The sequence below is a fragment of the Martinezella rhizogenes genome (assembly GCF_000799715.1).
Classification (GTDB): Bacteria; Pseudomonadota; Alphaproteobacteria; order Rhizobiales; family Rhizobiaceae; genus Rhizobium; species Rhizobium rhizogenes_C.
On sequence record NZ_JUHG01000019.1, the window covers coordinates 87,324 to 112,592 of the forward strand.

Genomic DNA, 25,269 nt, shown 5'->3' on the forward strand with positions numbered 1-25,269 from the left:
TTAGTCTCCCGTCACTGGTTCGAATTCAAGAAGAAGCCCGCTCTCGGGCCGAAGCATTGGCAGCGGCAAGCCGACGCGCCGAAGCGTGTCGAGGCTGAAGGTCATCTCGCCGTTCAAAAACCGCTGTTGGCCGTCCGATATCCGGATGAACTCGGGCTCGGCCGGATGGAACGCTTTCACACGCCATTTGCCTGTGCCCTCACCGCTCAACGGCAGGCGAACCGGTGCGGGCTGCTCGCCGACCATTTGCGGACCCTGCGCAACGAAAGCCACGATACGGCTCTCGTCCGCAGCGCCCCAGACATAGCGACCATCAAGGGGCGGCAGGCGGAACTGCTTGCCGGGCGCATGAAGGAGCGAGCGCAAGCTCTTGTGGAGCGCGATCCAGCCTTCGAGCTCCTGCTTCTCCTCGGCGTCGAGGGTCAGCGGGTTCAGCTCGACACCCAGATGATAGGCAAGTGCTACGAGCGCCCGGAAAGAAAGCGTCAACCTGCGGCCGGTCTGGTGGTTCGGCGATGCGGCGATGTGCGCGCCGAGAAGCTCCGGCGGAACGAACTGCGAGGCCCCATGCTGTATATCAAGCCGTTCGAAGGCGTCGGTGCAATCGGAGGTCCAGACGCGATGCGTGTGCCGGAGGACGCCGTAATCGATGCGCCCGCCGCCCGATGCGCAGCTTTCGATCTCGACGGCCGGAAACGCCTGCCGGATCCTGTCCATCAGGGCATAGACCGCCCGCGTCTGCTGCGCCGTCCGAGCACGACCATCCGCGCCGCCGGCATGAGTCAGGTCGCGGTTCATGTCCCATTTGATATAGGCGATCGCATGCTGGGAAAGTACGGCTTCCATGCATCTGAAGAGATAATCGCTGACCTCCGGCCGCGTCAGGTCGAGCACCAGCTGGTTTCTCGACAGAAGCAGCGGACGCCCTTCGACCTGGAGCGCCCAGTCGGGATGGGCACGAAACAACTCGGATTCGGGATTCACATTCTCTGGCTCGAACCAGAGACCAAATTCCATGCCGAGCGATGTCACATGATCGACCAGCGGCTTCAGTCCATTTGGATATTTCCGCTCGTCGATGAACCAGTCGCCGAGGCTGGTGGTATCGTCGTCGCGCTTGCCGAACCAGCCGTCGTCGAGGACGAAGCGCTCGATGCCGATGGCCGCCGCCGCATCCGCCTGAGCCTTCAGGGAGTCCATGCGGTGATCGAAGTAATTGCCTTCCCAGGTGTTCAGCGTCACCGGCCGGGGCTTCATCTCGCCGCCCGGCCAGGCAATCACGCTTTCTCGCACAAAGGCATGGAACGCTTCGCTGTCAGGACCGGCAAAGGCCGTCGGACTGCTGTAGGTTTCACCGGTTGCCAGGCGTATTTCGCCCGGCTCGAACAGCTCGCCGAGATGCACCAGCCGGCGCCCGTCATCGAGCGTATCGATCGCCATCAGGTGGTTGCCGCTCCAGCCGAGATGGAAGCCCATCCGCTCGCCGCCACATTCAAGGAATGCGAAGGGGAATCGATCATGCGAGGTGCGCCCGCGGCGGCTTTCCTGCATCCAGAGCCCGTCGGCAATTGTCGTGTGGCGCGTCTGGAATTCCCGGCCCCACATGCCCGTAAAGGTGGTAAGCTCCGCCGGGCCGGCGGGCATCAGAAAGCTCGCCGCCATGCATCGATCGAGGGTATAATCGCCGGAACCGAGATTGGTCAGCGACGTCGAAACCGACAGCACCTCGGCAGGACTGCCTTCGAGGCGTATCTGCAAGCCGATCTCCGCGACGGCGTCCTCGGCTTTCAGAACGACACCGGAATCGATTTCCTCGACCTGCCAATTCTGGAACTCCAGAGTAAATGCACGCCCGTCACGGTGCCCTGAGATCGCCGGCCAGCCGAAAAAGCCGAGCCCGCCAACAGGCAGCAGCACATTCGACGGCACGGCGATATCCATGCCGTTGACACGGCTCGAACGCGGCACATCAGGCCAGAATTCGGGGGCGAGCGCCCCACGGCCAAAGCCGAGGATCTCGGGCATGCCGCGCTCCGGCAGGCCGAGCGCCAGCGACACCGCGCCGGCTTTGACAATAACAGTCTTGCTCATCCCTTGGTCGCTCCGAGAGTGAGGCCTGCAATAAAGTGCCTCTGCATGAAGAAGAACATCAAAACCGGCGGCATCGCGGCGACGATGGATCCCGCCGACACCAGATGCCAGGCGGCAACCCACTGCCCGTTGAGGGAATTAAGGCCGGCGGTAACAGGCATGGCGCTCTGTCCCTGCACGAGCACGGTCGCCCAGAAATAGTCGTTCCAGACGAAAGTGAAGATCAGCACCGACAATGCCGCGATCGCCGGACGCATCAGCGGCAGTACGATATGAACGAAGATCCGCCATTCGGAGACGCCCTCGACCCGCGCCGATTCGATCAGCGCAAAGGGCAAGCCCTTGATGAAATTGCGCATGAACAAGGTGCAGAAGCCCGTCTGGAAGGCGACGTGGAACAGGACCAACCCGGTTACCGTATCATAGAGCCCCATCTTCAGCGTCATGTCGCGCACCGGAACCATCAGGATCTGGAACGGAATGAAATTGCCGGCAACGAAGATGAAGAACAACGCCAGGCTTCCCTTGAAGCGATAGACGGCGAGTGCGAAACCGCAAAGGCACGACAGCCCGACCGCACCGATGACCGTCGGGATGGTGATCTTGAACGAGTTCAGGATGTAGTGGCCGATCGGCGAATCCCGGAAGACGGCGGTGTAGTTCTCGACGCCCGCAAAGCCCGAGGGAATACCGAAATAATTGCCGGCCGCCAGATCGCCCGATGGCCGGATCGACGTCACCGCGACGCCGATCAGCGGCAGCAGCCAGATGATGAGCGCGATCGGCAGGATGATCTGATAGGTCGTGGACACCCATGGGCCGGATTTCTGGACAGGTGTTGGAAACATCAGGAGTTCCTTTCCTGTCTCAGCATGCGGATGAGAAAGAAGGTGATGAAGATCATCATGATCAGGAAGAGCACGACGGCGATGGCGGCGCCGTATCCCATCCGGAATCCGTATTCCGACAGGGCTTCCTCATACATGTAGTAGGAGAGAACGCGGCTCGACCCGTAGGGGCCGCCGGCCGTCATGACGGAGACGAGGTCGAAGGAGCGAAGCGCGCCGATGACCGTCACCACCACCGCGATGAAGGTGGCGGGCCGCAGTTGCGGCAGGACGATATTCCAGAACAGGTGCCAACCCTTGGCGCCGTCCATGCGCCCGGCTTCGATCTGTTCCGAATTGATGTTGTTGAGGCCCGTCAGGTAGAGGATCATGCAATAGGCGATCTGCGGCCAGAGACCGGCAGCGATGATGCCGTAGGTGACCAGACGCTCATCCGCCAGCACGGCGATCTGCGTCCCGGTCAAAGCTTCCGTCAGGACGGAGAACAGCCCAAAATTAGGCGCATAAAACCAGGTGAAGATCAGGCCGACGACGACCTGGCTGATCACGAAGGGGAAGAAGAACAGCGATTTGTAGATACGGATGCCGGCAACGGTCTGGTTCAGGAACAAGGCCGCGGCCAATCCCGCCGGAACCGCCAGTAGATAGAGGACGAGCCAGATGATGTTGTTTTCCAGCGACGTGTAGAAGGCGTCGTCGGAGAAAAGCTCGACGTAATTTCCAGGACCGATCCAGGTTTTTGCCCCCAGACCATCCCAGTCGTGAAAGCTGATCCATACCGACTGGAAGACCGGTAGGATCACATAGACCAGGAACATCAGGGCGCCCGGCGCGAGAAAGAGCCAGGGTGCTAAGGTCCGCTGATTGCGTTTCCAGAACCCTGGTAGAGCGGTGCTGCTCGTGCCCACTGTCTGCTCCTATGCAAATGCGAGTAAGAACGCTGCCGGGCGTCATGGACGTCCGGCAGCGGGTCATTGTTGGAATGGACTACTTGTAGGCGCGGGCGCGCACCTTATCGAGGCGTGCCAGGATCGCGTCGATCTTGTCGGGCTTGACCATGAACTCCTGGAAGCCTTCCATGCCGGCCTTCGCCATGTCGGCCGGCGCATCGCGATCGTAGAACTGCGAGAGAGCCTGGGCCTTCGACAGCATCTCAAAGCCCGCCTTCAGGAACTTGTCATCCGGTGTGGCCGACTGGTTGTTGACCGGCAGCTGGCCGAGTGTCGCATTCATTTTCGTCTGGGCTTCCGGGGAGGCCAGATAGGCGAGGAACTTCTTGGCATCTTCCTTGTTCTTCGCGCCCGACGGAATGTGGAAGGTGTCGAGCGGCGCTTCCTCGGCGGCGGGCAGGCCAGACGTGATTTCCGGGAACGGCAGGAAGCCGATCTGGTCTTCCTTCAGCCCGCCATCCTTCATCGGAGCGACGGCGAAATTGCCCATGAGATACATGGCCGCCTTGCCCTGGACGAATTGCGGCATGGCGTCCTGCCAGTCGAGTGCTGCGTGGTTCTGAAGGAAGTAGCCCGGCTTGACCAGCTCAGCCCACTTGGCGAACACGGCCTTCACCTTCGGATCGGTATAGGGCACCTTGCCGGAGGTCAGATCCATGTGGAACTGGTAGCCGTTGACGCGCAGATCGAGATAATCGAACCAGCCGGCGGTTGGCCACAAGGCCTTGCTGCCGATCGTAAACGGGGTGATGCCGGCGCTTTTCAGCTTGGCGCAGGCAGCGACCAGCTCGTCCCAGGTCTTCGGCGGCGTAATGCCCTTATCCTTGAAGATGTCGGCTCGGTAATAGATGCCCCACTGATAGTAGGTGTAGGGAACGCCCCACTTCTTTCCGTCGATCGTCATCGACGCGGCGGCCGCCTTCAGCTGGTCGCTCAGCCCGTTTGCGGCCCAGACGTCACTGACGTCTTCAAAAAGACCAGCCTTGACGAAAGGCTCCATGCGGTTGCCGGCATACCAGGCGACGACATCGGGAGCGTCAGCCGTCAGAAAGTTACGGATCGCGGACTTGTAGCCTTCGTGGTCGAAATTGTTCCACTTGACCTTGATATCAGGGTTCTTCGTCTGGAAATCCGCAATCAGCTCTTCCATCGCCTTTTTCGGCACGGGGTCCGACTGGTCGGAATTGAGAACGATTTCGCCGGCGCATGCCGCCGACGCGACCAGCATGTAGCTCAATGCAATCGAGCCGATATTTTTAAAAAGGGTCACGTATATCCTCCACTGACCTGTTACGGCGCGGGGCGCCGGCCAACACATCGCCCCCAATGCGCGGCGGTTGATATTCATCATCCAAATTCGTAGACCTCTACCGCGATATTAAAGATCGCTTCCGGTTTTCTAAGATCGCGACTGTAGTGGAGAGTCTCACAATGCTGATCGAAGACGAGTCAGTTCCAGTTCACGATGGCCCGACGCGCCATCCTCTCGTCGTCTTCGGCGATCATCGCTTCTGCGCCGGGGAGCGATTGGACGTGCGGCGCATGAGTGGTCCGCACATGCACAGCCAGGTGGAGCTCAACTATGTCCTCGACGGACGCGTCACCTATTGGTTCGACGGACGCAGGCTGCAAGTCTCGGAGGGACAGCTCTGCCTCTTCTGGGGGATGATCCCGCATCAGGTCGTCGACGTCACCGAGCCCACGACCTTCGTCTGCCTCTATGTCCCGATGTCGGTGCTCGTCAATCTGCACAGCATGGGCAGCTTTCGCGACGCCGTGTTCCGGGGCGGGTTGATAGAGGCACTGAACGTCAGAGCACACGACCGCGACATTTTTCTGCGGTGGCGGGAAGAACTGCTGTCCGGCGATCCGGAGCTGGAGCAAATCGTGCGCGACGAACTCGTCGCCCGCATCAGGCGAATTGCGCGAGAGGGCTGGCAGGATTTGCGCGAACAGGGTTCGGCAATCGGGGCATCGCGCAATCAGGACCCGGATCGCCTGCCGAGGGTGGAAAAGATGCTCCGCTTCATCGCCGAACGCGCATTGGGCGAGATATCGGCCGTCGACGTCGGATCGGCTGCCGGACTGCATCCGAATTACGCCATGTCGATCTTCAAAAAAACCGTGGGCCTTACCGTCAATCAGGCGATCACGCGTCATCGGCTCGACACCGCCCAGTCGCTGCTGATCTCCAGCGACCTGCCGGTGGCGGCGGTCGCATTCGAATCCGGATTTGGCTCGCTGTCGCGCTTTTACGAAGCCTTCGAGGAGCGCTTTTCCACGACGCCGGCCAAATATCGCAGCGGTTTCGGTCTGGTGACGGCGAAATCGATTTCAGCGGCCTAGCATCGCCGCCCGCAGCCAAATGGATCGGGTACAGTGTCTATTCCGGCTTGCCGAGGTTTTTCGCGAACAACCATTCGCCGGTCGCGTCCTTTTCCACCCGCTTATTGCCTCGATAGAAGATCGGCTTGCCCGTCTTCTTGTCGATCGAATAGCGGCTGGGCGTCAGCTTGGACTTTTCCTGCCCGCGCGTGGCGGCAGCCAGGGCTTCCTTGAATTTACCGGCCTTGTAGAGAGCCATAAATTCCGCGTCATCCATTGCAGTCGTCTCCGTGGGCTTTTTAGGAACCCGTCATATCGAGATAGCCCATGCCGGACCTTTCAAGCCAATTACCAAGCGAATTTGTTCCAGGCTACCATAAAAGTCACCTCGCTCAAGATACATGCCCAAAAGGCCATGCTGGCGTGGCAACAAACCGAGGCAGTGGCAAAAAGCCTCTCGGCTCGCAATGGGGCCGAGAGGCTTTTTGAGATTATCCCTGCCGAAACAGTGATTGCGAGCCCGCAAGATCACTCCTTCATCATCGAACCGATGGAGAAAGCCAGGATCGACGAGACAAGCATCAACGCCCCAACGATAAACATCGGAAGTTCGTAGAGACCTGTCGCGTCCTTGACGAGACCCGTGATGTAGGGCGCGGCGAAGCCGGCGACATTGCCGATGGTGTTGATAAGCGCGATACCGGCCGCTGCTCCCGCGCCCGACAGGAACCGGGCGGGGATAGCCCAAAAATTCGGGAGCGCGGAGAAGATCGCGCAGGCCGTCACGGTGATGACGGCAATGGTTGCCTCCGGCGAGGACATGAACAAGGCCATCGGAATGCTGAGTGCGCCGAGGAGCGCGGGAATACCGATGTGCCAGGCCCGCACCCCGCGCTTCGATGCATCGCGGCTCCAGAAGAACAGGGCTATTGCCGCGGGCAGATAGGGGATTGCCGTGATCAGTCCCTTGTCGAATACATCATACTTGGTGCCGAACTTCGCCTCGAAGCCGGCGATAATGGTCGGCAGGAAGAAGGCGAGTGCATAGAGACCGTAAATCAGCCCGAAATAGATCAGCGACAAAACCCATACGCGACCATCCGTGAGCGCCTTGCCGGCCATCCGTCCATGGCCGCCGGCCTTTGCTCTTTCTTCCTTGGCCAGCTCGCCGTTAAGCCAGTTCTTTTCGTTCTGGTCGAGCCAGCTTGCGTCATTCGGCGTGTCGGGCAGATAGAACCAGGTAACAATGCCCACAAGGATGGCGGGGACGGCGACGCCGAAGAACATGACGCGCCAACCCTCGAGGCCGAAGACACCATGTGCCTGGATGAGCAGCGAAGCGAGCGGAGCGCCAACGACGATCGTCAGCGGCTGGGCCAGGTAGAACAGCGCCAGGATCTTCGCGCGATGGCGCGCAGGCACCCACATGCTGAGAAAAAGGATGGCGCCGGGGAAGAAACCCGCTTCTGCGACGCCCAACAGGAAACGCAGGAAGTAGAGGCCATTTATGCTGCTGACCCAGGTGAAGAGCAGCGAAACAATGCCCCAGCTCACCATGATGCGCGCAAGCCAGCGCCGTGCGCCGTATTTATGAAGCGCCAGATTGCTGGGGACCTCGAGCACGATGTAGCCGAAGAAGAAGATACCGGCGGCAAATCCGAACTGGGCAGCCGTAAGCCCCAGATCATTCGTCATGCCGTTGGGTCCCGCAAAGGAAATCGCCGTGCGATCGAGAAAATTGATGAAGAACATCAACCCGATGAACGGCACCAGCCGCCACGAGATTTTCTTGATGGCAGACCGCTCCGTATCCGTCGCTACGGTGTTGGCTGTATTGAGTATGTCCAAGTTCCCCTCCCCTGGGTCACGAATAAGCGTTTTGCGTTAGAGACTGCATGGCGTCGTGCCGCAGCCTGCGAAAAGCTCACCCGATGTTGCTTTCGAAAAGATCGGGACAAACAAGGTCCCCTCCCGCCCGATCTCGTGAAGACACCGACTTTAAGAGTGGCTGGACAAGCGATGCAATCGATTTAATATCGAAGATGCGTGAGAAAAACTCACAGGTTAGCGGCATGATTCGAGGATATAGGCTTGGGGCAACGGAGACCGTCACTGACAGCATTGAGAGCTTTCGAAGCGACCGTGCGTCACCGCAGCATGACACTTGCGGCCGATGAGCTGTTCGTAACGCATGGTGCAATCAGCAGACACATCAAGGCTTTGGAGGAATTGCTCGGCGTGATGCTTCTCAGTCGGAGTGTCAAGTCGACAGATCCTACGCCCGAGGGGGCTCAACTGGCTGAGGGCCTCGGCGCGGCATTCCGTCTGATCCAAACGAGTGTTGAAAGCGTCAAACCCGGACCATTGACGCTTTCCTGCTCATCATCGATCATGATGCGCTGGATTATCCCGCATATATCCCTCTTTCATCAGCGCCACCCGCAAATCGAGCTCCAGTTCAACATGAACTACGATCGCATCGATTTCATGCGTGATAAGATCAGCGTGGCGATCCGCAGCAGCACGATCGAGGCGCCGCCCAACGCCATCATCCATGAGCTTGCGGCGGAATGGATCGGGCCCGTGTGCTCGCCCGAATATCTTCAATCGTTCCCGGTCAATAAACCGACCGAACTCGCCGACACGGCATTGCTTTCAACAAACACGCGGCTGGACGCCTGGCAGGACTGGCTTTTGGCCTCGGGTCACGATTTTGACATGCCGCAAATCCGCAATAATTTCGACCACTTTTACCTGCTGATCGAGGCGGCGGCATGTGGCCTTGGTTTCGCGGTCGTGCCCAAGATGCTGGTGCTGAACGATCTCTCATCCGGAAGACTGGTCGCCCCCTTCGGCTTCGTCCAGGGACCGCGACGACTGGTGCTCTGGGTCTCGCCGCATGCCGCGGCACGCCCGGACACATTGGCGCTCAAGCGCTGGCTGATCGAGCAGATTCCCGCCAGTCTTGAACAGGATCGCGATCGATCTTTTCGAAGTCTGCCATTGTCCGGGAGATAAATCGGCGATCTCTCGCCGAGGCAACTCGTCACATGTTTCGCCGGCAAGCGGGCCAGCGCTTTATTTAAGAAGCTTTCCGAATTAAATTTAAGGTGCTGTTAAGATTTATTTAAACGCCTTAACCTAAAAATCATACTCGCAGAAAGCCCTTTCTCCCTTTTCAATCCTCTGAATTTGCATAGAAATGTCGATCCTCCATACGTTCAGTCTAAAGAGCGGCCGCCTCGTGGAATTGACATTCAGTTCCGGGGCACGCAGGCGCAATATTGTCGCATCGGGCAGCAAGAACAGGCAGGCAAAGTCTCGTATCCTGACTTTGGCTGGCGTCCTCACGATTGCCTATCTTGCCATATGCGGAAAGCTCGTCTATTTCGACTCTCGGCCGGCGGTCGATACCGCTAACATCCCGTCTGGTCCGGTGATTGCATGGCGTCCCGACATCGTTGATCGCAACGGCGAGCTTCTGGCGACCGATATACGCACGGTGTCGATGTTTGCCGAGCCGTTTCACATCGTCGATGTCGACGAGGCGGTTGAGAAGCTTTCGGCACTATTCCCTGATATCGATAAAAAGGCGCTTTATCAAAAGCTCTCGGACAAGCGATCCCACTTCGCATGGTTGCGCCGCCAGTTGACGCCGAAACAACAGAGCGAGGTTTTGAGCCTCGGAATTCCTGCAATCGGTTTCCGTCCGGAGGTCAAGCGTTTCTATCCGGGGGGACGGACCGCTGCCCATGTCCTGGGCTATGTCGACATAGACAACCACGGCGTCGCCGGCATCGAAAAGTATCTCGATGGACAGGGGCTTTCGGACCTCACCTCCGCCGGCATGACGAGCCGCGACAGCCTGCAGCCTGTCCATCTGTCGATCGATCTTCGTGTCCAGAACATCGTCCATGATGTCGTGTCGGATGCGATCGGCCAATATCAGGCTCAGTCGGCCGGTGCGGTTATCCTCGATATCCATACCGGCGAGGTGCTGGCCATGGCATCGGCTCCCGATTTCGATCCGAATGACCCGCAGGCGGACGTCAAGGGCTGGTTAAATCGCATGTCCGACGGCACCGACGAAATGGGCTCGGTGTTCAAAACGTTCTCGATCGCGATGGCCATCGACACCGGCACGGTCAAACTGACCGACACGTTCGATGCCAGTGCACCCCTGCACTACGGCGGCTTCACCATCCACGATGACCGTGACGTTCCGCGACGCGCGCTGTCGGTCCCCGAAATCTTCCGCTACTCGTCCAACATCGGCACCGCCAAGATCATGGACAAGGTCGGCATGGACATCCAGAAGGCCTATCTGACCCGCTTCGGCTTGCTCTCGAGGATGCAGACGGAGCTACCAGAGGTGAAGGCTCCGAGCCAGCCGAAAGTGTGGAAGAAGATCAACTCGATCACCATCGCCTTCGGCCATGGCGTCGCCACCACGCCGATGCAGACGGCAGTTGCCGGAGCTGCCCTCATCGACGGCGGTGAGCTGATCGAGCCCACCTTCCTGCCACGGACACAGGAAGAAGCCGAGAAGACCGAAAAGATGATCGTCAAAAAGAGCACCAGCGACGTCATCAGATATCTGTTCAAGCTGAACGGCGAACAGGGCACCGGCAAGACTGCCGATGTCCCTGGCTTCCACGTCGGCGGCAAGACAGGCACGGCGAACAAGGTGATCAACGGCGTCTATTCACACAAGCTGAGCTTCAATTCCTTCCTCGCCGCTTTTCCGATGGAAAACCCTAGATATGTGGTGCTGTCCTTCATCGACCAGCCGCTGACGGGCCTGCACAATCTGAACCTCGCCGCCGAAACCGCGGCACCCATGGTTCACGACATCGTCAGTCGCGCTGCGCCTTTGCTCGGTGTCGAGCCGAATTTTGGGCAGAATCTGCTGACGGCTTATTGAGCCTGTAAGAGGTATGCGCCGCAGCCCCAAAGTGCCTTGGGGGTGCGGGTCTCTTGAGGAAATGCCCCGGTTCCGAACCCGATATCGAGCACCACTCTTGGATGCCTGCCGGCCCTTCGCGCGCCACATTGCCACGGCGGCTTCACTGATATAATAACTTGAGTATATGAAGAAGGATTAACGCCTACGGCGAAGCTGAAAGCTGGGGACGATGTTTCAGCCACGGATGCAAAACAGGATTGGCGGTTTTTCCGTTGTCGGCGGTGTCCATCGGCGCCAATGGAACGGCATCGTCGCCGATGTCTGGAACGTCAATTGCGAGGCCCGCGCCGGTGGCTATTATATCGCCGAGGATCCACGCCTCTTCATCCTGCTCGACCAACGTGGTTCCGGCACGAACGGCATCAGGCTTTCGCCGCGCGCCCAGAGCCGGCCGCAGGACAATGATCACGAGAGAATGTCCTACATTCCCGCCGGCATGGAACTTTGGGCGGATCTTGCCGGTATCGATTTCGTACGCCATCTCGATATTCATTTCGATGCCGAGATCATCGGACGAAGGTTGATGGAGGATATCGATCCGTCGCGCCTCGACCATCCGCGCCTGCATTTCTCCGATCCACGGCTGATGGCGCTTGCCGAGCTGATCGCGACCGAATGCGAAAATCCGGAACCGCTGCACGATCTCTATGGCGATGGTCTGACGCTTTCGCTGCTGATCAATGTGCTGCAGCTGCGCGGTCCGCAACCGCGCCGGCGCAGCGAACTCGCCGCCTGGCAATTGCGGCGCGCGGTCGATTACATCGAGGAAAATTGCTTGCGCACGATCCGGCTGGAGGAACTGGCATCGCTGACCGGCCTGTCGCAATCGCATTTCAGCCACGCCTTCAAGGCCTCGACTGGTCTTCCGCCGCATCAATGGCAGACTAGGGCGAGGCTCGAGCGAGCCAAACAGTTGCTGCTGAAAGGCGACACGCCGCTCACCAATGTCGCCGTCGAGACCGGCTTTGCCGATCAGGCGCATTTCACCCGCGTCTTCCGCAAGAATGTCGGCACCACCCCGGCCAGCTGGAAGAGAAGCCAGATTGCCTAAATGCCACACCCCGCGAGCAATTGCCGACATCGCGGAGAATTGCCCAAAAATATTCAATTTCCCCAGGATCAGACAAGCCGCGCCAATAAATATGAGTTAATTGCTCATCTTATTTGATAGGCCGGCCACTTGGTCGAGCCGACAGGGCGCGAAGTTGAGACTGATGACGGACATGCAGGGATTGAGCAAAGACGGATCGATGTGGCGGCTGATGGCAGGCGTGGCCATCGCGACGATACTATCCAGCACGCAGGTTGTGGCGCAGGAGAGCCCGACGGTGTTGCAGCCGCTGGTCATCCAGGGCGGGCAGACAGACAGCGAAACGAACGGCACAGCGCCGGTCAAGGGCTATGTCGCCAAGCAAACGACGTCAGGATCGAAAGCCGACACGCCGATTACGGAGGTGCCGCAGTCGGTATCCGTCATCGGCCGGCAGGAAATGCAGGATCGCGGCATCACCAACAAGGTCGACGAGGCGCTGCGCTACACGCCGGGCGTCACCACGCAGCCCTTCGGCAATGACGGCGATACCGACTGGTTTTATATTCGCGGCTTCGACGCGACACAGACCGGCGTCTTCATGAACGGCCTGACGCTCTACAGCTATGGCTTCGGCGGCTTCCAGATCGATCCCTTCATGCTTGAGCGTGTGGAAGTGTTGAAAGGCCCCTCCTCCGTGCTCTACGGCGGATCCAATCCCGGCGGTCTCGTCAACATGGTGCGCAAGGAGCCAACTGACGATCCCTCCTATTACACCGAGATCGGCATCAACAATCTCGGGAACGCCTTCGTCGGCTTCGACTTTTCCGACAAGCTCTCGGCCGACGGCGTCTATCGCTACCGGCTGACCGGCAAGATCGCCGGCGGCGATACCTATAGCGACGGCACCCATGATCTGCGTGGCTTCATCATGCCGCAGATCACCGTCTCTCCGGACGAGTCCACGAAGCTCACCGTCTATGGCATGCTCAGCGGCCTCGATGAGGTGCATACCGGCAACGGCTTCTTCCCCTATGTCGGCACTGTGGTCGACGCACCCTTCGGCAAGATCAAGCGCGATGCCTTCTATGGCGAACGCAGCATCGACAATCTGAAATACGCCCAGCAGATGGTCGGCTATGAATTCTCGCACGACTTCGACGGCGGCTGGACCGTGTCGCAGAATGCGCGCTACGGCCACCTCTACAAGCGCGAGGAAGGTCCGTATCTGAACGGCTATGTGGACGGCAATCCGCTCGATCCGTCCTATGACGATCCGAATTATATGCTGAGCCGCATCGGCTTCTTCGAGCGCTCGAAGGTCGACACCTTTTCGGTCGACACCCGCGCGGAGAACAAGTTCGACACCGGCCCCGTCAGCCATGATTTCCTGATCGGCACCGATTATTCGATCTACCGGCTCGACCAGGTCCAGGCTTGCTGCGGCTCCAACCCGATCAGTGCCACCAACCCGGTTTACGGCACGGCTCAGGGTGCAAACTTCGTCTACCTCGATCAGGTGCTGACGCAACAGCAGCTCGGCGTCTACGCGCAGGACCAGATGCGCTTCGGCGGCGGCTGGCTGCTGACGCTCAATGGCCGCTATGACTTCGTCGACACCAATTCAGACGCAACGGTCGGCACCACCTATAGCTCGAACGAAAATGCGCCAAGCGGCCGCGCGGGCCTGGCCTACGAATTCTCCAACGGCATCACCCCCTATGTCAGCGCCGGCACCTTCTTCAGACCCCTGGTCGGCACCAGCGTCACCGGCGGCGGCCTGACACCGGAGAAGGGCGAGCAGTATGAGGCCGGCATCAAATATGAGCCCGACTTCATCGACGGCCTGTTCACGGCATCGGTGTTCCAGATCGACCGCAAGAACATGGCGCTGACCGACCCCGCCACTTTCCTGCAGCGGCAGATCGGCGAGGTTCGCTCACGCGGCATCGAATTCGAGGGCAAGGTCAATCTCGACGACAACTGGAAACTGCTCGGTTCCTACTCCTACACCGATCTCGAAATCACCAAGGACATCGATTCCTCCGTCGTCGGCAATTCGCCCTACCTCGTGCCGAACTCCACCGCCGCACTCTGGCTCGACTACGCCTTCACCAGCGACGCGCTTGACGGTCTGAGCATCGGTGGCGGCGTGCGCTATCAGGGAAAATCCTGGGCAGACGAAGCCAACACCCTGCGCGTGCCTTCCGCGACGCTCTTCGACGTCGGCATCCGCTACGAGAAAAAGGGCTGGGGCGCTTCCCTCAACGTCGCCAACCTTTTCGACAAGACCTATGTCGCGGGTTGCGCCGGGGAAAATGTCTGCGGCTACGGCGAGGCGCGGACCATTACCTTCAAGCTCAGCAAGAAGTGGTAAGTTGAGAATAAGAGTATACTTTAAATCTCGACTATGGCAGAGAACCGAGGATCGCCCGACCGCGATCCTCGTCCTCGTTTGAAACACAAAGGCGATGCAAAAGGAGGCCACCCAATGATGCATGCAAGAGATTTCACCGCCTCTGGCGTCGCCACCCATGCCGATGCCGGGCGGCTGCTCGATCAACTCTGCGAGCATCTGGCGGAGCATGTGACGGTGACGCGAAGCACTGAAGGCGCGCGGCTAGAAACCGTCATCGGCAGCGCCGATATCGCCGTGTCGGAAAGCCGCCTCGATATCAAGCTGCGCTGCCCGACCGCCGCCAAGCTCTTTACCATCCGAAGCATGGTCGCCGAACGGCTTTTTGCATCATCCGGCGAGACGCTCGATCTCACCTGGGCCGACGGGCCACAGGCCGCCGTCATTCCCGATTTCCGCGAGATCACCGTTGTCCGCGCGAGCAACATCACCCCGCATATGCGCCGCGTCACCGTCGCGACCGAGGACGCCAAACACTTTCTCGACGGCGGCCTGCATGTGCGCCTACTGATCCCGCCAAAGGACCGCGCACCGGTCTGGCCGCATACCGAACCGGACGGCCGCATCCATTGGCCTCGGGGCGACGACGCGCTGACCATCCGTGCCTACACGATCCGCAACATCGATCTTGCGAGCGGTGAGATGGATATCGATTTCGTGCTGCATGACGGCGACAATATTCCCGGCGCATCATGGGCCTTGAACGCACGCCCCGGCGACCGGGCAGGTCTCATCGGTCCCGGCGGCGGTAGCGTGCCCGCTGCCCGAAAGCTCATTCTCGCCGGCGACGAAACCGCCCTGCCCGCCATCGCCCGTATTGCAGCCACAGTGCCCACTGAAACCGAACTGCGGATTTTCCTTGAAGTGGCGGACAGGCACGAGGAACAATTACTGCCTTCGTCCGCATCGCTGGATGTCACATGGCTTCATCGCAACCAGGCAGCGACGGGAGCCACCGGCGCGCTGGAACGTATCTTGCGCGATCTCGTGCCCGCCTCCAATCCCGAAACCTTCGTCTGGGTCGCTTGCGAACAGGCCGAAGCCCGCGCCATCCGCAACTTCATGAAAACCGAGATGGCCGCCGACCGCTCCCGCTTCAGCGTCGCCGCCTATTGGCAGCGATGAGCGCCTGAGAGGAAGAGGATAGAGATCCTATTGCCAAAGCCTTCGCGCTCCCAAAATGCCCGACCGCGCGAATTAGCTTCGATGACCGCGAGGTACGGCTGCGTTGCTCATCGAGAGCGTCTAGCTAGACAATCAATAGAAATCGGTTGTGCAAAGTTTGAGTTGACCACTTTCAATGGCGAGGCGACATTCGCAACCGGTAGCAAGCTGGAGGAAAAGCGATGGACGAGGCAGACCGTTGGCGCCATATGGCAAGTGCACCGAAAGACGGTAGTCGGATTCTGGTCACGATCCGACCATCTGAGCAGGGGCCGGCGGAAGTTGACCTCGCATATTGGTCAAATGGCGATCAGTTTGCGGGAGAAGGGTGGCGTGCGTCCGATTCCTCGCCCGGGCAGATCATTGAATATGCCGAACCGGAATTGAAATGTTGGATGCCGATGCCCTCGGCTAACCTCCGTCGCGCCTCGATGCCTCCGCCATGGGAAGGCGACGATGACAAGAACCTTGACGGGTCAGGCATTTAAGAACTCGCGCCTACCTCGCCGAAACGGAAGCTCTCTCGCGAACTTACAATCGCAAGACGGCATACCCATATAGGCTGGAAATCGCTTTTCTGCCCAAGGACAGGAGAACCAATGTTCCGCGCAATTCCACGTTTCGCTCAGGTCGCAGCCATCGTCGTCCTCGCCGCCGCCACATCCATTGTGAGCTTTGACGATGCCGATGCGCGTCGCGCCGGCTCCAGCGGGTTCGGTAGCCGCGGCATGCGAACCTTCGACACACCGGCCGTAACGCGGACAGCCCCGACACAGGCCGCGCCGATCGAACGGACGATGACGCCCCAGCAGCCGACCGCAGCGCAACCCGGGATCGGTGCTACTGCTGCGCAGCCGCGTCGCGGCCTCTTTGGCGGCTTCGGCGGGTCGATGATCGGCGGATTGATCGCCGGCGGTCTTCTCGGCATGCTCATCGGCCATGGCTTTGGCGGCGGCTTCGGCTTCCTCGGCCTGCTGTTGCAAGCCGCGCTGATCTTCATGGCCATCCGCTTCGCCATGCGGTTTTTCGCAACCCGCCAACAAACGCAACAAGCCACGGCCGGACCATCGGCAGGCGGACCAAATGCGTCGTTCAATATGAACGCCTCGCGACCCTCCTCCTTTACCATCCCGACGATAGGCGGCGGGGCAGCAGCTGCGTCGCAGAAAAAACCGGCTCAAGCCAATGACGAGATCGGGCTACAGCAAGCCGATCTCGACCGCTTCGAACATCTTCTGACGGAAGTCCAGTCCGCTTACGGCTCCGAGGATTACGCCACCCTGCGCCGGCTCACCACGCCGGAAGCGATGTCCTATCTTGCCGAGGAGCTTGGCGAGAACGCCACCAAGGGCGTCCGCAACAGCGTCACCGACGTTCGCCTGCTGCAGGGCGACATTGCTGAGGCATGGCGCGAGGACAATGTCGAATACGCCACCCTGGCCATGCGCTATTCAAGCGTCGACGCACTGCTCGATCGCAAGACCGGCAGGCTCGTCGACGGCGACGACCACAATGCCTCGGAAACCACCGAGATCTGGACGTTCGTGCGTAAGCCGGGTTCGGACTGGTTGCTTTCCGCTATCCAGGGAACGGAACTCCACCACGCTTGAGAATTCACCGGCCAGCCCGACGCCTCCCCTGCGTCTGGCTGGCCGGCAAAGGTTTCGTGGAGCAGACGGATCCGAACGCCATAGACAACTTATTCAGCGCATACCGCCCGCTTCAGCAGCCTCTCCGCAGCCACCCGTAGGCATTCTTCGAAGGCCGTGAAATCGAGGAAAAGCCTGTCTGGCTCGACCTCCTGCGTGATGATCGTTCCACCGCGGCTATCGATGCCGCCGTCCAGCATCAGATTGTCGGCCATATCGAAATTCTCGAGCGCCATTCCGTCCGTGCCTCGATAGCGCCCGTCATCACCGAGATACAGGGAATCACCGTAGAAACGGCTTACCCGTTCGAAATGGCTCTTCGTGCTGTTGGAAAAGGCAAAGGCCGGACAGCCGCGGGCGCACATGAAACCCAGTTCGAAGGCTGTGCCGACATCGGCGGCGACACCCCGGAAGGGGGTCAGATTGGCGATGATCAGGTCGGCGCCCAGCATCATGCTTTCATTGATGGCGCTGATCGCGAGACCGCGCTGCCGCTTCGTTTCGGTTTCCGGAACGATCAGGTCGCCCGGTGACACCGGCGTGAAGCCGAAGCTGCGCGCCAAGGCGATCTTGCGGTCGAGGATGTCCCGTGCGTTCGGAAGAAAAACCTCCGGGCCTGCCAAATATGCTCTCACTATATTGCCTTTTTGTTGGGATGTACGGTCCCGGATTATCGAGCCTGCGAAAATCCGCAATGATCCTGGTAACGGTATCGGTCCGTAATTACGACAGCCGCTGCGCAACCACGGCGGCCCAATAATCAATGCCATAGGCGATGGCATCGTCATTGAAGTTGTAGGCCGGATTGTGCAGATCGGCGCTGTCGCCGTTACCGAGCCAGATCATCGCGCCAGGCCGTTTTTCGAGCATGTAGGAAAAATCCTCCGAGCCCATGGTCATTGGCCAATTGCCGTCGACGCGCTCCGCGCCGACGACGCTTTCAGCAGCAGCGATGGCGACCGAGGTCTTCTCGATGTCGTTGACGGTCACCGGATATCCCGGGCGCCAATCGATCTCGGCCTCGGCGTCGTAGAGTGCCGCCGTCGCCTTGACCATGTCGCGGAACCGTTTTTCGACCGCACGGCGCGTTGCCGGCAGCATCGTGCGGATCGTGCCGCCGATCTCGACCGAAGGTGGAATGACGTTCAGCGCCTTCCGGTCGCCGCCGCTGATAAAGGTGATGGACACCACGACGGAATCGAGCGGATCGATGAAGCGCGATGCGATCGACTGGAGTGCTACGACCATATGCGAGGCGGCAAGCACGGGATCGCGGGCAAGATGCGGCGTGGCCGCATGACCGCCGAGCCCCGTCATGGTGATGACGAAACGATCGCCCGCGGCCATCATCGGGCCGCTGCGGATGGCGAACGAGCCGACATCGAGCCCCGGCTGATTGTGCATGCCGTAGACCTCCTCAATGTCGAAGCGCTCAAGCAAGCCCTCCTCCAGCATCACGCGGCCGCCGCCGCCGCCCTCTTCCGCCGGCTGAAAGACGAGAACGATCTTGCCGGCGAAATCCCGCTCCGTGGCAAAGCGCTTGGCGGCGCCGAGAAGGATGGCGGTGTGGCCGTCATGCCCGCAGGCATGCATCATGTTCGGCACCTTCGACGCATAGGGCAGGTTCGTCTGCTCCGACATCGGCAACGCGTCCATGTCGCAGCGAAACGCGATGGTTTTTCCAGCACCTTTGTTGCCTGAAATCACCGCCACGACGCCCGACGTAGCAATTCCGGTCACCACTTCGTCACAGCCGAATTCGCGCAGCTTCTCCGCCACCTTCGCCGAGGTGCGCGGCAGGTCGAACAGAATCTCTGGATGCTGATGGATGTCGCGACGCCATGTCTTGGCTTCGTCCGCGATGATGCGCGATGCTTCGGACGGTTTCATGAGAAGTCTCCTTCAAAATGGCTAGGTATCAGCGCTTGGGTCGCGGATAACGGGCGAAATGGATCAAGATCAGACATAGCGCCGCACAGCATGGGCGTACAGTCATCTTGAGTGGATACCGGTATTTCGGCCCAAGAAAACGGAGCTGGCGACGCGATCGAGGATGCGGTTGCCCGGCACTGAGCCGGCGAAAGGCGCAACCTGCCTTCCTTGCGATTCACAAAATCCGTAGCCATGGCGATTGTCGTTCCAGCGAAGCGGCAATGGGCGTATATTCCCGCTTCGGCTGCAAGCAATGTTGCGGCCGATATGGGTCAAGTATTTGTGGGGTATGGGTAATGCAATTCTCATCGCAGGCAGTTGCCGACTCGCATGACGAGCGCGGCGGCACCTGGCCGACACGGCGAAGCAAGATCCTCGACTGGTTGATCCAGGACACGCGCGAGGAACGTTTCATCGACAATATTCTCGTGGATCTCTGCGAAAGATTGCGCGCCGCCGGCGTCCCCGTCGGAAGGGCGACGCTGCATTTCAGGACGCTTCATCCGCAATGGCTTGGCGCGCGAATCCTGTGGCGCACGGGGCTGGAAGAGGCTGATATCACCACGTTCAGCTATGGCGTCGAAAAGACGCCGCAGTTCCTGTCAAGCCCGATGAACGAGATCTTCAATGGCGCGATCGAGGTCCGCCAGCAACTCGAGCAGCCAGGCCCGGATGGCTTCGCCTATGCCCTCTACGACGAAATGCGGGCCGAGGGGCTGACGGACTATATTGCCTGGCCGATCTATCACACGCTCGGCAAGCGCCACATCGCCACCTTCGCCTCCGATGCGCCGGGCGGCTTCACCGAAGAGCACGTCGCCTTCCTGAAGGACCTACTGCCGGCCCTGACACTGGTGACAGAGATCAGGCTGAAGAACATATTGGCACGCACACTGCTGAATACTTATGTCGGACCGCATGCCAGCGAACAGATCCTCGCCGGCGCGACCACCCGCGGCAGCGGCGCCACCGTCGGCGCTGCCATCCTCATCTGCGATCTGCGCGACTTCACGACGATTTCTGACATGTGGCCGCGCGACGATGTCATCGAGCTTCTGAACGGTTATTTCGACGCGATGTCGGAACCGATCGAAAAATACGGCGGCGAGATTCTCAAATTCATGGGCGACGGGCTGCTGGCGATCTTCCCGCTCAGCAATCCCGATGCCTGCGCCAATCTTCTCCAGGCGATCAACGAGGCGGCGGCAGCGGTCGCCGCGCTGAACGAGGAAAATAGCCGGATTGGTCGCGAAGTGCTGCGCTATGGCGTCGGCGTCCATGTCGGCGACGTCATGTATGGCAATATCGGCTCCCGAACCCGCCTCGATTTCACCGTGATCGGACCAGCCGTGAACATCGCCTCGCGGCTGGAAACACTGACCAAGGAAGTCAAGCGGCCCGTTCTCCTCTCCAAGGCATTCGTCGACATGGCAGGCTGCGGAAGCGAGATGGAAAGCCTCGGCGCCTTTCCCCTCAAGGGCCTTGGCGAGCGAGTCGAGGTCTTTGCCCTCACACCAGCGGCAAACCGCGGCGGAACGCAGGATTGATAGGACCGCCAGACGTCCGTCGTCTTCAATCTTGCGTCATCGATAACCAGATCATGGCCGTAATAAAGCCCGTCGCAAAACGTGAAGAGCCGGCGGGGATGACGCCGCTTGCGGAGATCCTTATATTATCATCGGGATAAGTGCGATGGCCGCCTTATTTTTGTGGGATCTTTCTGCGACGACAAACGTTAGTAAGAGCTGACTGTAAACGGCTCGATCAAAAGGGTGCCTGACACCCGGAATACTCTGACAAGGAGAAAACAGATGAAAAAAATACTCACCCTGGCATTTTCAGCAGCATCTTTGATCGTCGCCGGCGCGGCCGTGACACGCGCGGCTGACTTGGCACCCTCCTATCAGGAGCAGGAACAGGACCAGCGCAACGGCGTGAAGATCGGCTATCTCACTTGCGAGATCGGTGGCGGCGTCGGCTATGTGCTCGGCTCGGCCAAGGAAGTCGATTGCACCTTCCACTCGACCGTTGGCAAGGAGCGCATCGATCATTATAGCGGCGCCATCCGCAAGATGGGCGTCGACCTCGGCTTCACCACCCGCAGCAAGCTCGTCTGGGCCGTGTTCGCGCCGACTGCCGGCTATCACCATGGTTCGCTGAGCGGCCTTTATCAGGGTGCAACCGCCGAGGCGACGCTTGGCGTCGGCATCGGCACCAACATCCTGGTCGGCGGCACTTCCGGCTCGATCCACCTTCAGACGGTGAGCGTGACCGGCCAGCTCGGCCTCAACGTCGCCGCCACCGGCACCTCGGTGACGCTGACCTCCGTGGATTGATATCTGTCGCCGTCCTAGGGCGGCAACGGACCACAACTATTCGAACCAATGGCCGCCTCCACACCCGGGGGCGGCCATTGTGTTTGAATTCCCCTTGATTTTGTCGGCCTTCATCCCTAAAAAGGTCATAAGTGACCCTTTTTAGGAGGCTGCGATGTCAACCGTTAGCTTGAAGGACGCAAAGGCGTCGTTCTCTCATGTGATCGACCAGGCCGCCGGCGGCGAGTTTGTAACGATCACACGCCACGGCCGTCCTGCCGCTGTTCTTGTCAGCGTGGGAGCAGCGGAGGCCGCAAGAAAGGCACTCCGGAAGGATAGACCCAGCCTGATCCAGTATCTAAAGACCTTCCCGGCCGATCTCGGCGATGACGACGATGTTTTCGCGCGCAACCCCGCCCCCTCTCGCGAGGTTGATTTGTGAGCTTTCTTCTCGATACCAACGCCATTTCCATGTTCTCACCGTCTAAGGCGAGTGCATCAGGCGCTTTTGCCGATTGGGTTGGCGAGCAAGACCAACTGGACGCGATCTATCTTTCAGCTTTGACGATCCATGAAATCGAAAAGGGCATCCGCCTGTTGGACGCAAAAGGTGCAAAGGCAAAAGCGTCGGGAATTCACATCTGGCTGCAAGGCCTGATCGCTGGATATGGTGACCATATCTTGCCGGTCGATAACCTCGTCGCTCTTGAATCCGGCAGGCTGGAAGCGAAAGCGATCACCGCCGGACATAGTCCAGGTGCCGCCGATGCAATCATTGCGGGGACGGCAAGCGTTCATGAGTTCACCATCATCACTGCGAACCTAAAGCACTTCCTGCCATTCGGTATTCCGGTCAAGTCACCGGATCACGTTGCCGGTTAGCAGAAGAAACCAAACCGCCGGGCGAAAGCCTCAAAGCTGCTGCCAAGCGACATAAGGCACAAACGCAAGCCGCCGCCTATCGTTGCTCCGTCAGAAATTGCGACAAGCGCTTGAGCCCCTCGCGCAGGATCGCCTCGCTATTTGCGTAGCCGATGCGCAGATAGCCCTCCATGTCCATGGCACTGCCGGGCGTCAGCAAGACGCCCGTCCGTTCGAGCAGCTTGATACAAAAGTCTTCGGACGACAGCGGCAGATGATATTTGAGAAGCGCCGTCGTGCCGGACTTCGGCTTGACCCAGGAGATCGACGGCTCGCTGTCGACCCATTCGGACAGGATAGCGAGGTTGGTCCGGGTGATGGCCTGGCTTCTGGCAAGAATCTTGTCGCGGTTCTCAAACGCAATGGCCGCAAAATGATCGTCCAGCATGCCGACGCTGATCGTATTGTAGTCGCGGTGGACTGACACGGCATGGATAAGCTCGCTCGGTGCGACGATCCAGCCGAGCCTCAGGCCCGCCAGCGAATAGGTCTTGGACATGCTGCCGGTGCTGATCCCCTTTTCATAGAGATCCGCAATCGAGACGGTCATGCCCTCTCCCTGCTGATCGGTACCGCGATAGACCTCGTCGCAGAGTATCCATGCCCCAGAGATGCGCGCGATTTCGACGATCTTTTCGAGATAGGCGCGATCCATCAGGGCGCCCGTCGGATTGTTCGGGTTGTTGAGGACGATCAGTTTCGTGTCCGGCGTTGCCATCAGCCGCAATTCCTGGAGATCCGGGAGGAAACCGTTCGCCTCGGTGAGCTTGAGGATCTGCAGGTCAGCGCCGTAACTTTCCGGAATGGAGTAGTGCTGCTGATAGGTCGGCAACACGGAAATGACCCTGTCGCCCGGCTCGACCAGGGTCTCATGCACCAAGGCATTGGCGCCGATCGCGCCATGGGTCACGACGACATTCTCGACGGCCTGCTTTTCATAGAGGCCGGCAATCAGCCGTCTCAACCGATCGCTGCCCTCGATCGCGCCATAAGTCAGCTTGAGCGGCAGGAGTTCCGACAGGATCGTGTCCGTCTTTCCCGCCATCTCCAGCAGTTCGGCCACGGTCAGCGACTCGACGCAGGTCTCGGCGAGGTTCCATTCGCATATCGTCTCATAACGGTTCATCCATATTTCGACGCCGAAATCGCGGATCTTCATGCCCTGCTCCCTCACTCACATCTGGCGGATCACGCGCGCAACGCACCCTTCGCGATCCTGCCTTGCAGACACGTCGAAAGGCTGTTGAACGGCGACAGCAATTGGAATAGAAAGACATTATGAGCAATATATTGCACAGTCAAGAACGTGGCGATGTTCTCGCCCATGTTTCCGGAAACTTGCGCCGCCTGCGAAAATCAGCCGGCCTCAGCCAGACGGCGCTTGCCGAGGCATCCGGCATTAGCCGGCGCATGATCATCGCGGTGGAAGCAGGCGATGCCAATATCAGCCTGTCCAGTCTCGACAAGCTGGCGGCGGCCCTTGGCGTGGATTTCGTCGATTTGGTGCGTGACCCGACGCGCGCATCGCGTGCCGACATCAACCAGGTGACATGGCGCGGCAAAGGCGGGGAAAGTCTGGCCGTACTCCTGGGCTCGGCCCCGGCCTCCCTCGAAGCCCAGATGTGGCTCTGGGCGCTCGGACCAGGCGACCGCTACGATGCCGAACCGGACCCGCAGGGATGGCATGAAATGATCTATGTCACCGAAGGCGTGCTGCGCCTCGAACTCTCCGGCGAAGCCCACGACTACAAGGCCGGGACTTTTGCCGTTTACAGCACCGCCCAGGATTATGCCTACATCAACCCGAGCAAAACGCCGGTCCGCTTTGTGCGAAACGTAGTCTCGTGATCTTTTTCTGAGCGCTCGGCCAGCTCCAAGGGAGCTTTACCTACGCCGTCATCTCCAGCTTCGCCACGGCATCCTTCAGCCCGACGCCACTGATGCCGGTCATCCGCATGGCGATAACAAGTTCGATAATCTGGTCGGCCGCCGCCGCGATGGGCAATCCGCCTTCGCGAATGTTGGAGACACAGTTGCGACGGGAATCGGGCGTATCCGATCGGGGAGAATAAGTGACGTACGCCCCGAGGCTATCGGCGGCGGACAGGCCTGGGCGTTCGCCGATCAACATGATCGCAGTCTTGGCCGCAAGCGTCTCGCCGATCGGATCGGACAGGGCGACACGCGCCTGGCTGGCAATAACGACGGGCGCCAGCGAGAACCCATGCCGCCGCAGCCTATCGGCAAGTGCCCCAACCACCGCAGCGGCATTGATATCAACGGCGCTGGCGGAAAGGCCATCGGCAACGATGATGACGGCATCAAACGCTTCGTCGCGAGACCGGATCGCCTCCAGCTGCGCCAGCGATGTCGTCGACAACTTGCGGCCGAGATCGGGCCGGCGCACGTATTGGCTCCGGTCCCCGGCAAGGCTCTCGACCACGACGGCATCGAGCTGCAGATCCAGCAACTGCCGTTGCAGACCTTCCTGATCGACCGACGACCAGACTGCTTCGCGAGCCCGCGCATGGTCAAGCAGAAAGGCTTGCGCCGCCTTTGTCGGCGCACCCGCGCCGAAGCGACCGAGCGCGACACGCGCATCCGTCATGTCCTTGAGATCGGCAATGCTTGCGGCGCGTGCGTTGATGACGGAATTGGCCAT

At 59.8% G+C, this 25,269-nt stretch carries 23 protein-coding genes; 13 read left to right on the top strand and 10 right to left on the bottom strand.

Annotation, left to right across the window (positions count from 1 at the left end):
• The 4 genes from EX00_RS28225 to EX00_RS28240 all read right to left on the bottom strand — a co-directional run bounded on the left by EX00_RS28225 (nucleotide 1) and on the right by EX00_RS28240 (nucleotide 5,117).
• Nucleotides 1-2,091, bottom strand: coding sequence for an alpha-galactosidase (locus EX00_RS28225; RefSeq protein WP_047465335.1), 2,091 nt, complete (start codon nucleotides 2,089-2,091; stop codon nucleotides 1-3).
• Nucleotides 2,088-2,939, bottom strand: coding sequence for a carbohydrate ABC transporter permease (locus EX00_RS28230; protein ID WP_047465336.1), 852 nt, complete (start codon nucleotides 2,937-2,939; stop codon nucleotides 2,088-2,090). Before EX00_RS28230 ends, EX00_RS28225 begins: the two co-directional genes overlap by 4 nt.
• Complete coding sequence (locus EX00_RS28235) at nucleotides 2,939-3,757, bottom strand: carbohydrate ABC transporter permease (protein ID WP_047465337.1); 819 nt, start codon at nucleotides 3,755-3,757, stop codon at nucleotides 2,939-2,941. The genes EX00_RS28230 and EX00_RS28235 overlap by 1 nt, the downstream gene beginning before the upstream one ends.
• Before the next feature lie 169 nt (nucleotides 3,758-3,926).
• Complete coding sequence (locus EX00_RS28240; protein ID WP_052211020.1) at nucleotides 3,927-5,117, bottom strand: ABC transporter substrate-binding protein; 1,191 nt, start codon at nucleotides 5,115-5,117, stop codon at nucleotides 3,927-3,929.
• Nucleotides 5,118-5,320: 203 nt separating this feature from the next.
• On the opposite strand from EX00_RS28240, the gene EX00_RS28245 reads away from it, so the two are divergent.
• Nucleotides 5,321-6,235, top strand: coding sequence for a helix-turn-helix domain-containing protein (locus EX00_RS28245; protein WP_047465339.1), 915 nt, complete (start codon nucleotides 5,321-5,323; stop codon nucleotides 6,233-6,235).
• A 37-nt stretch (nucleotides 6,236-6,272) separates the two neighbouring features.
• On the opposite strand, the gene EX00_RS28250 is transcribed toward EX00_RS28245, so the two are convergent.
• A complete protein-coding gene (locus EX00_RS28250) occupies nucleotides 6,273-6,491 on the bottom strand; it encodes a hypothetical protein (RefSeq protein WP_047465340.1) in 219 nt (72 codons plus the stop codon).
• A gap of 251 nt (nucleotides 6,492-6,742) precedes the next feature.
• Nucleotides 6,743-8,062 (bottom strand): MFS transporter, encoded by a 1,320-nt coding sequence (locus EX00_RS28255; RefSeq protein ID WP_234709129.1) that lies wholly within the window; start codon nucleotides 8,060-8,062, stop codon nucleotides 6,743-6,745.
• Between the two features lie 273 nt (nucleotides 8,063-8,335).
• On the opposite strand from EX00_RS28255, the gene EX00_RS28260 reads away from it, so the two are divergent.
• From EX00_RS28260 to EX00_RS28290, 7 genes are all read left to right on the top strand, one after another.
• The gene (locus tag EX00_RS28260; RefSeq protein WP_267884799.1) at nucleotides 8,336-9,232 is read left to right on the top strand and encodes a LysR substrate-binding domain-containing protein; all 897 of its coding nucleotides are present in this window, start codon (nucleotides 8,336-8,338) and stop codon (nucleotides 9,230-9,232) included.
• 184 nt (nucleotides 9,233-9,416) lie between these two features.
• A complete protein-coding gene (locus EX00_RS28265; protein WP_047465342.1) occupies nucleotides 9,417-11,138 on the top strand; it encodes a peptidoglycan D,D-transpeptidase FtsI family protein in 1,722 nt (573 codons plus the stop codon).
• 211 nt (nucleotides 11,139-11,349) lie between these two features.
• Nucleotides 11,350-12,231, top strand: coding sequence for a helix-turn-helix domain-containing protein (locus EX00_RS28270; protein ID WP_047465343.1), 882 nt, complete (start codon nucleotides 11,350-11,352; stop codon nucleotides 12,229-12,231).
• Between the two features lie 163 nt (nucleotides 12,232-12,394).
• Nucleotides 12,395-14,587 (top strand): TonB-dependent siderophore receptor, encoded by a 2,193-nt coding sequence (locus tag EX00_RS28275; protein ID WP_047465345.1) that lies wholly within the window; start codon nucleotides 12,395-12,397, stop codon nucleotides 14,585-14,587.
• 117 nt (nucleotides 14,588-14,704) lie between these two features.
• Nucleotides 14,705-15,751: a siderophore-interacting protein gene (locus tag EX00_RS28280; RefSeq protein ID WP_052211021.1), complete on the top strand. Its 1,047-nt coding sequence runs from the start codon at nucleotides 14,705-14,707 to the stop codon at nucleotides 15,749-15,751.
• Between the two features lie 221 nt (nucleotides 15,752-15,972).
• Nucleotides 15,973-16,278, top strand: a complete 306-nt coding sequence (locus tag EX00_RS28285) for a hypothetical protein (protein ID WP_047465348.1) — start codon at nucleotides 15,973-15,975, stop codon at nucleotides 16,276-16,278.
• Nucleotides 16,279-16,389: 111 nt separating this feature from the next.
• Entirely contained in the window at nucleotides 16,390-17,400 is a 1,011-nt protein-coding gene (locus tag EX00_RS28290) for a Tim44 domain-containing protein (protein WP_047465351.1), read from the top strand.
• 89 nt (nucleotides 17,401-17,489) lie between these two features.
• On the opposite strand, the gene EX00_RS28295 is transcribed toward EX00_RS28290, so the two are convergent.
• Entirely contained in the window at nucleotides 17,490-18,074 is a 585-nt protein-coding gene (locus tag EX00_RS28295) for a nucleoside 2-deoxyribosyltransferase (protein ID WP_047465353.1), read from the bottom strand.
• 88 nt (nucleotides 18,075-18,162) lie between these two features.
• Complete coding sequence (locus tag EX00_RS28300) at nucleotides 18,163-19,329, bottom strand: M20 aminoacylase family protein (protein WP_047465354.1); 1,167 nt, start codon at nucleotides 19,327-19,329, stop codon at nucleotides 18,163-18,165.
• 338 nt (nucleotides 19,330-19,667) lie between these two features.
• Between EX00_RS28300 and EX00_RS28305 the strand changes: the two genes are divergently transcribed.
• From EX00_RS28305 to EX00_RS28320, 4 genes are all read left to right on the top strand, one after another.
• Complete coding sequence (locus EX00_RS28305; protein WP_047465356.1) at nucleotides 19,668-20,918, top strand: adenylate/guanylate cyclase domain-containing protein; 1,251 nt, start codon at nucleotides 19,668-19,670, stop codon at nucleotides 20,916-20,918.
• 264 nt (nucleotides 20,919-21,182) lie between these two features.
• Nucleotides 21,183-21,707 (top strand): DUF992 domain-containing protein, encoded by a 525-nt coding sequence (locus tag EX00_RS28310; protein ID WP_047465357.1) that lies wholly within the window; start codon nucleotides 21,183-21,185, stop codon nucleotides 21,705-21,707.
• 154 nt (nucleotides 21,708-21,861) lie between these two features.
• Nucleotides 21,862-22,128: a type II toxin-antitoxin system Phd/YefM family antitoxin gene (locus tag EX00_RS28315; RefSeq protein WP_047465358.1), complete on the top strand. Its 267-nt coding sequence runs from the start codon at nucleotides 21,862-21,864 to the stop codon at nucleotides 22,126-22,128.
• Nucleotides 22,125-22,568, top strand: a complete 444-nt coding sequence (locus EX00_RS28320) for a type II toxin-antitoxin system VapC family toxin (RefSeq protein WP_047465360.1) — start codon at nucleotides 22,125-22,127, stop codon at nucleotides 22,566-22,568. The genes EX00_RS28315 and EX00_RS28320 overlap by 4 nt, the downstream gene beginning before the upstream one ends.
• Before the next feature lie 76 nt (nucleotides 22,569-22,644).
• Here the strand turns inward: EX00_RS28320 and EX00_RS28325 are convergent, their stop codons facing one another.
• A complete protein-coding gene (locus EX00_RS28325; RefSeq protein WP_047465363.1) occupies nucleotides 22,645-23,766 on the bottom strand; it encodes an aminotransferase in 1,122 nt (373 codons plus the stop codon).
• 119 nt (nucleotides 23,767-23,885) lie between these two features.
• Between EX00_RS28325 and EX00_RS28330 the strand changes: the two genes are divergently transcribed.
• Nucleotides 23,886-24,455 (top strand): helix-turn-helix domain-containing protein, encoded by a 570-nt coding sequence (locus EX00_RS28330; RefSeq protein WP_047465365.1) that lies wholly within the window; start codon nucleotides 23,886-23,888, stop codon nucleotides 24,453-24,455.
• 40 nt (nucleotides 24,456-24,495) lie between these two features.
• Here the strand turns inward: EX00_RS28330 and eutC are convergent, their stop codons facing one another.
• Nucleotides 24,496-25,269 carry an ethanolamine ammonia-lyase subunit EutC gene (eutC, locus tag EX00_RS28335; RefSeq protein WP_047465367.1) on the bottom strand — a complete coding sequence of 258 codons (774 nt, stop codon included), beginning with the start codon at nucleotides 25,267-25,269 and terminating at the stop codon, nucleotides 24,496-24,498.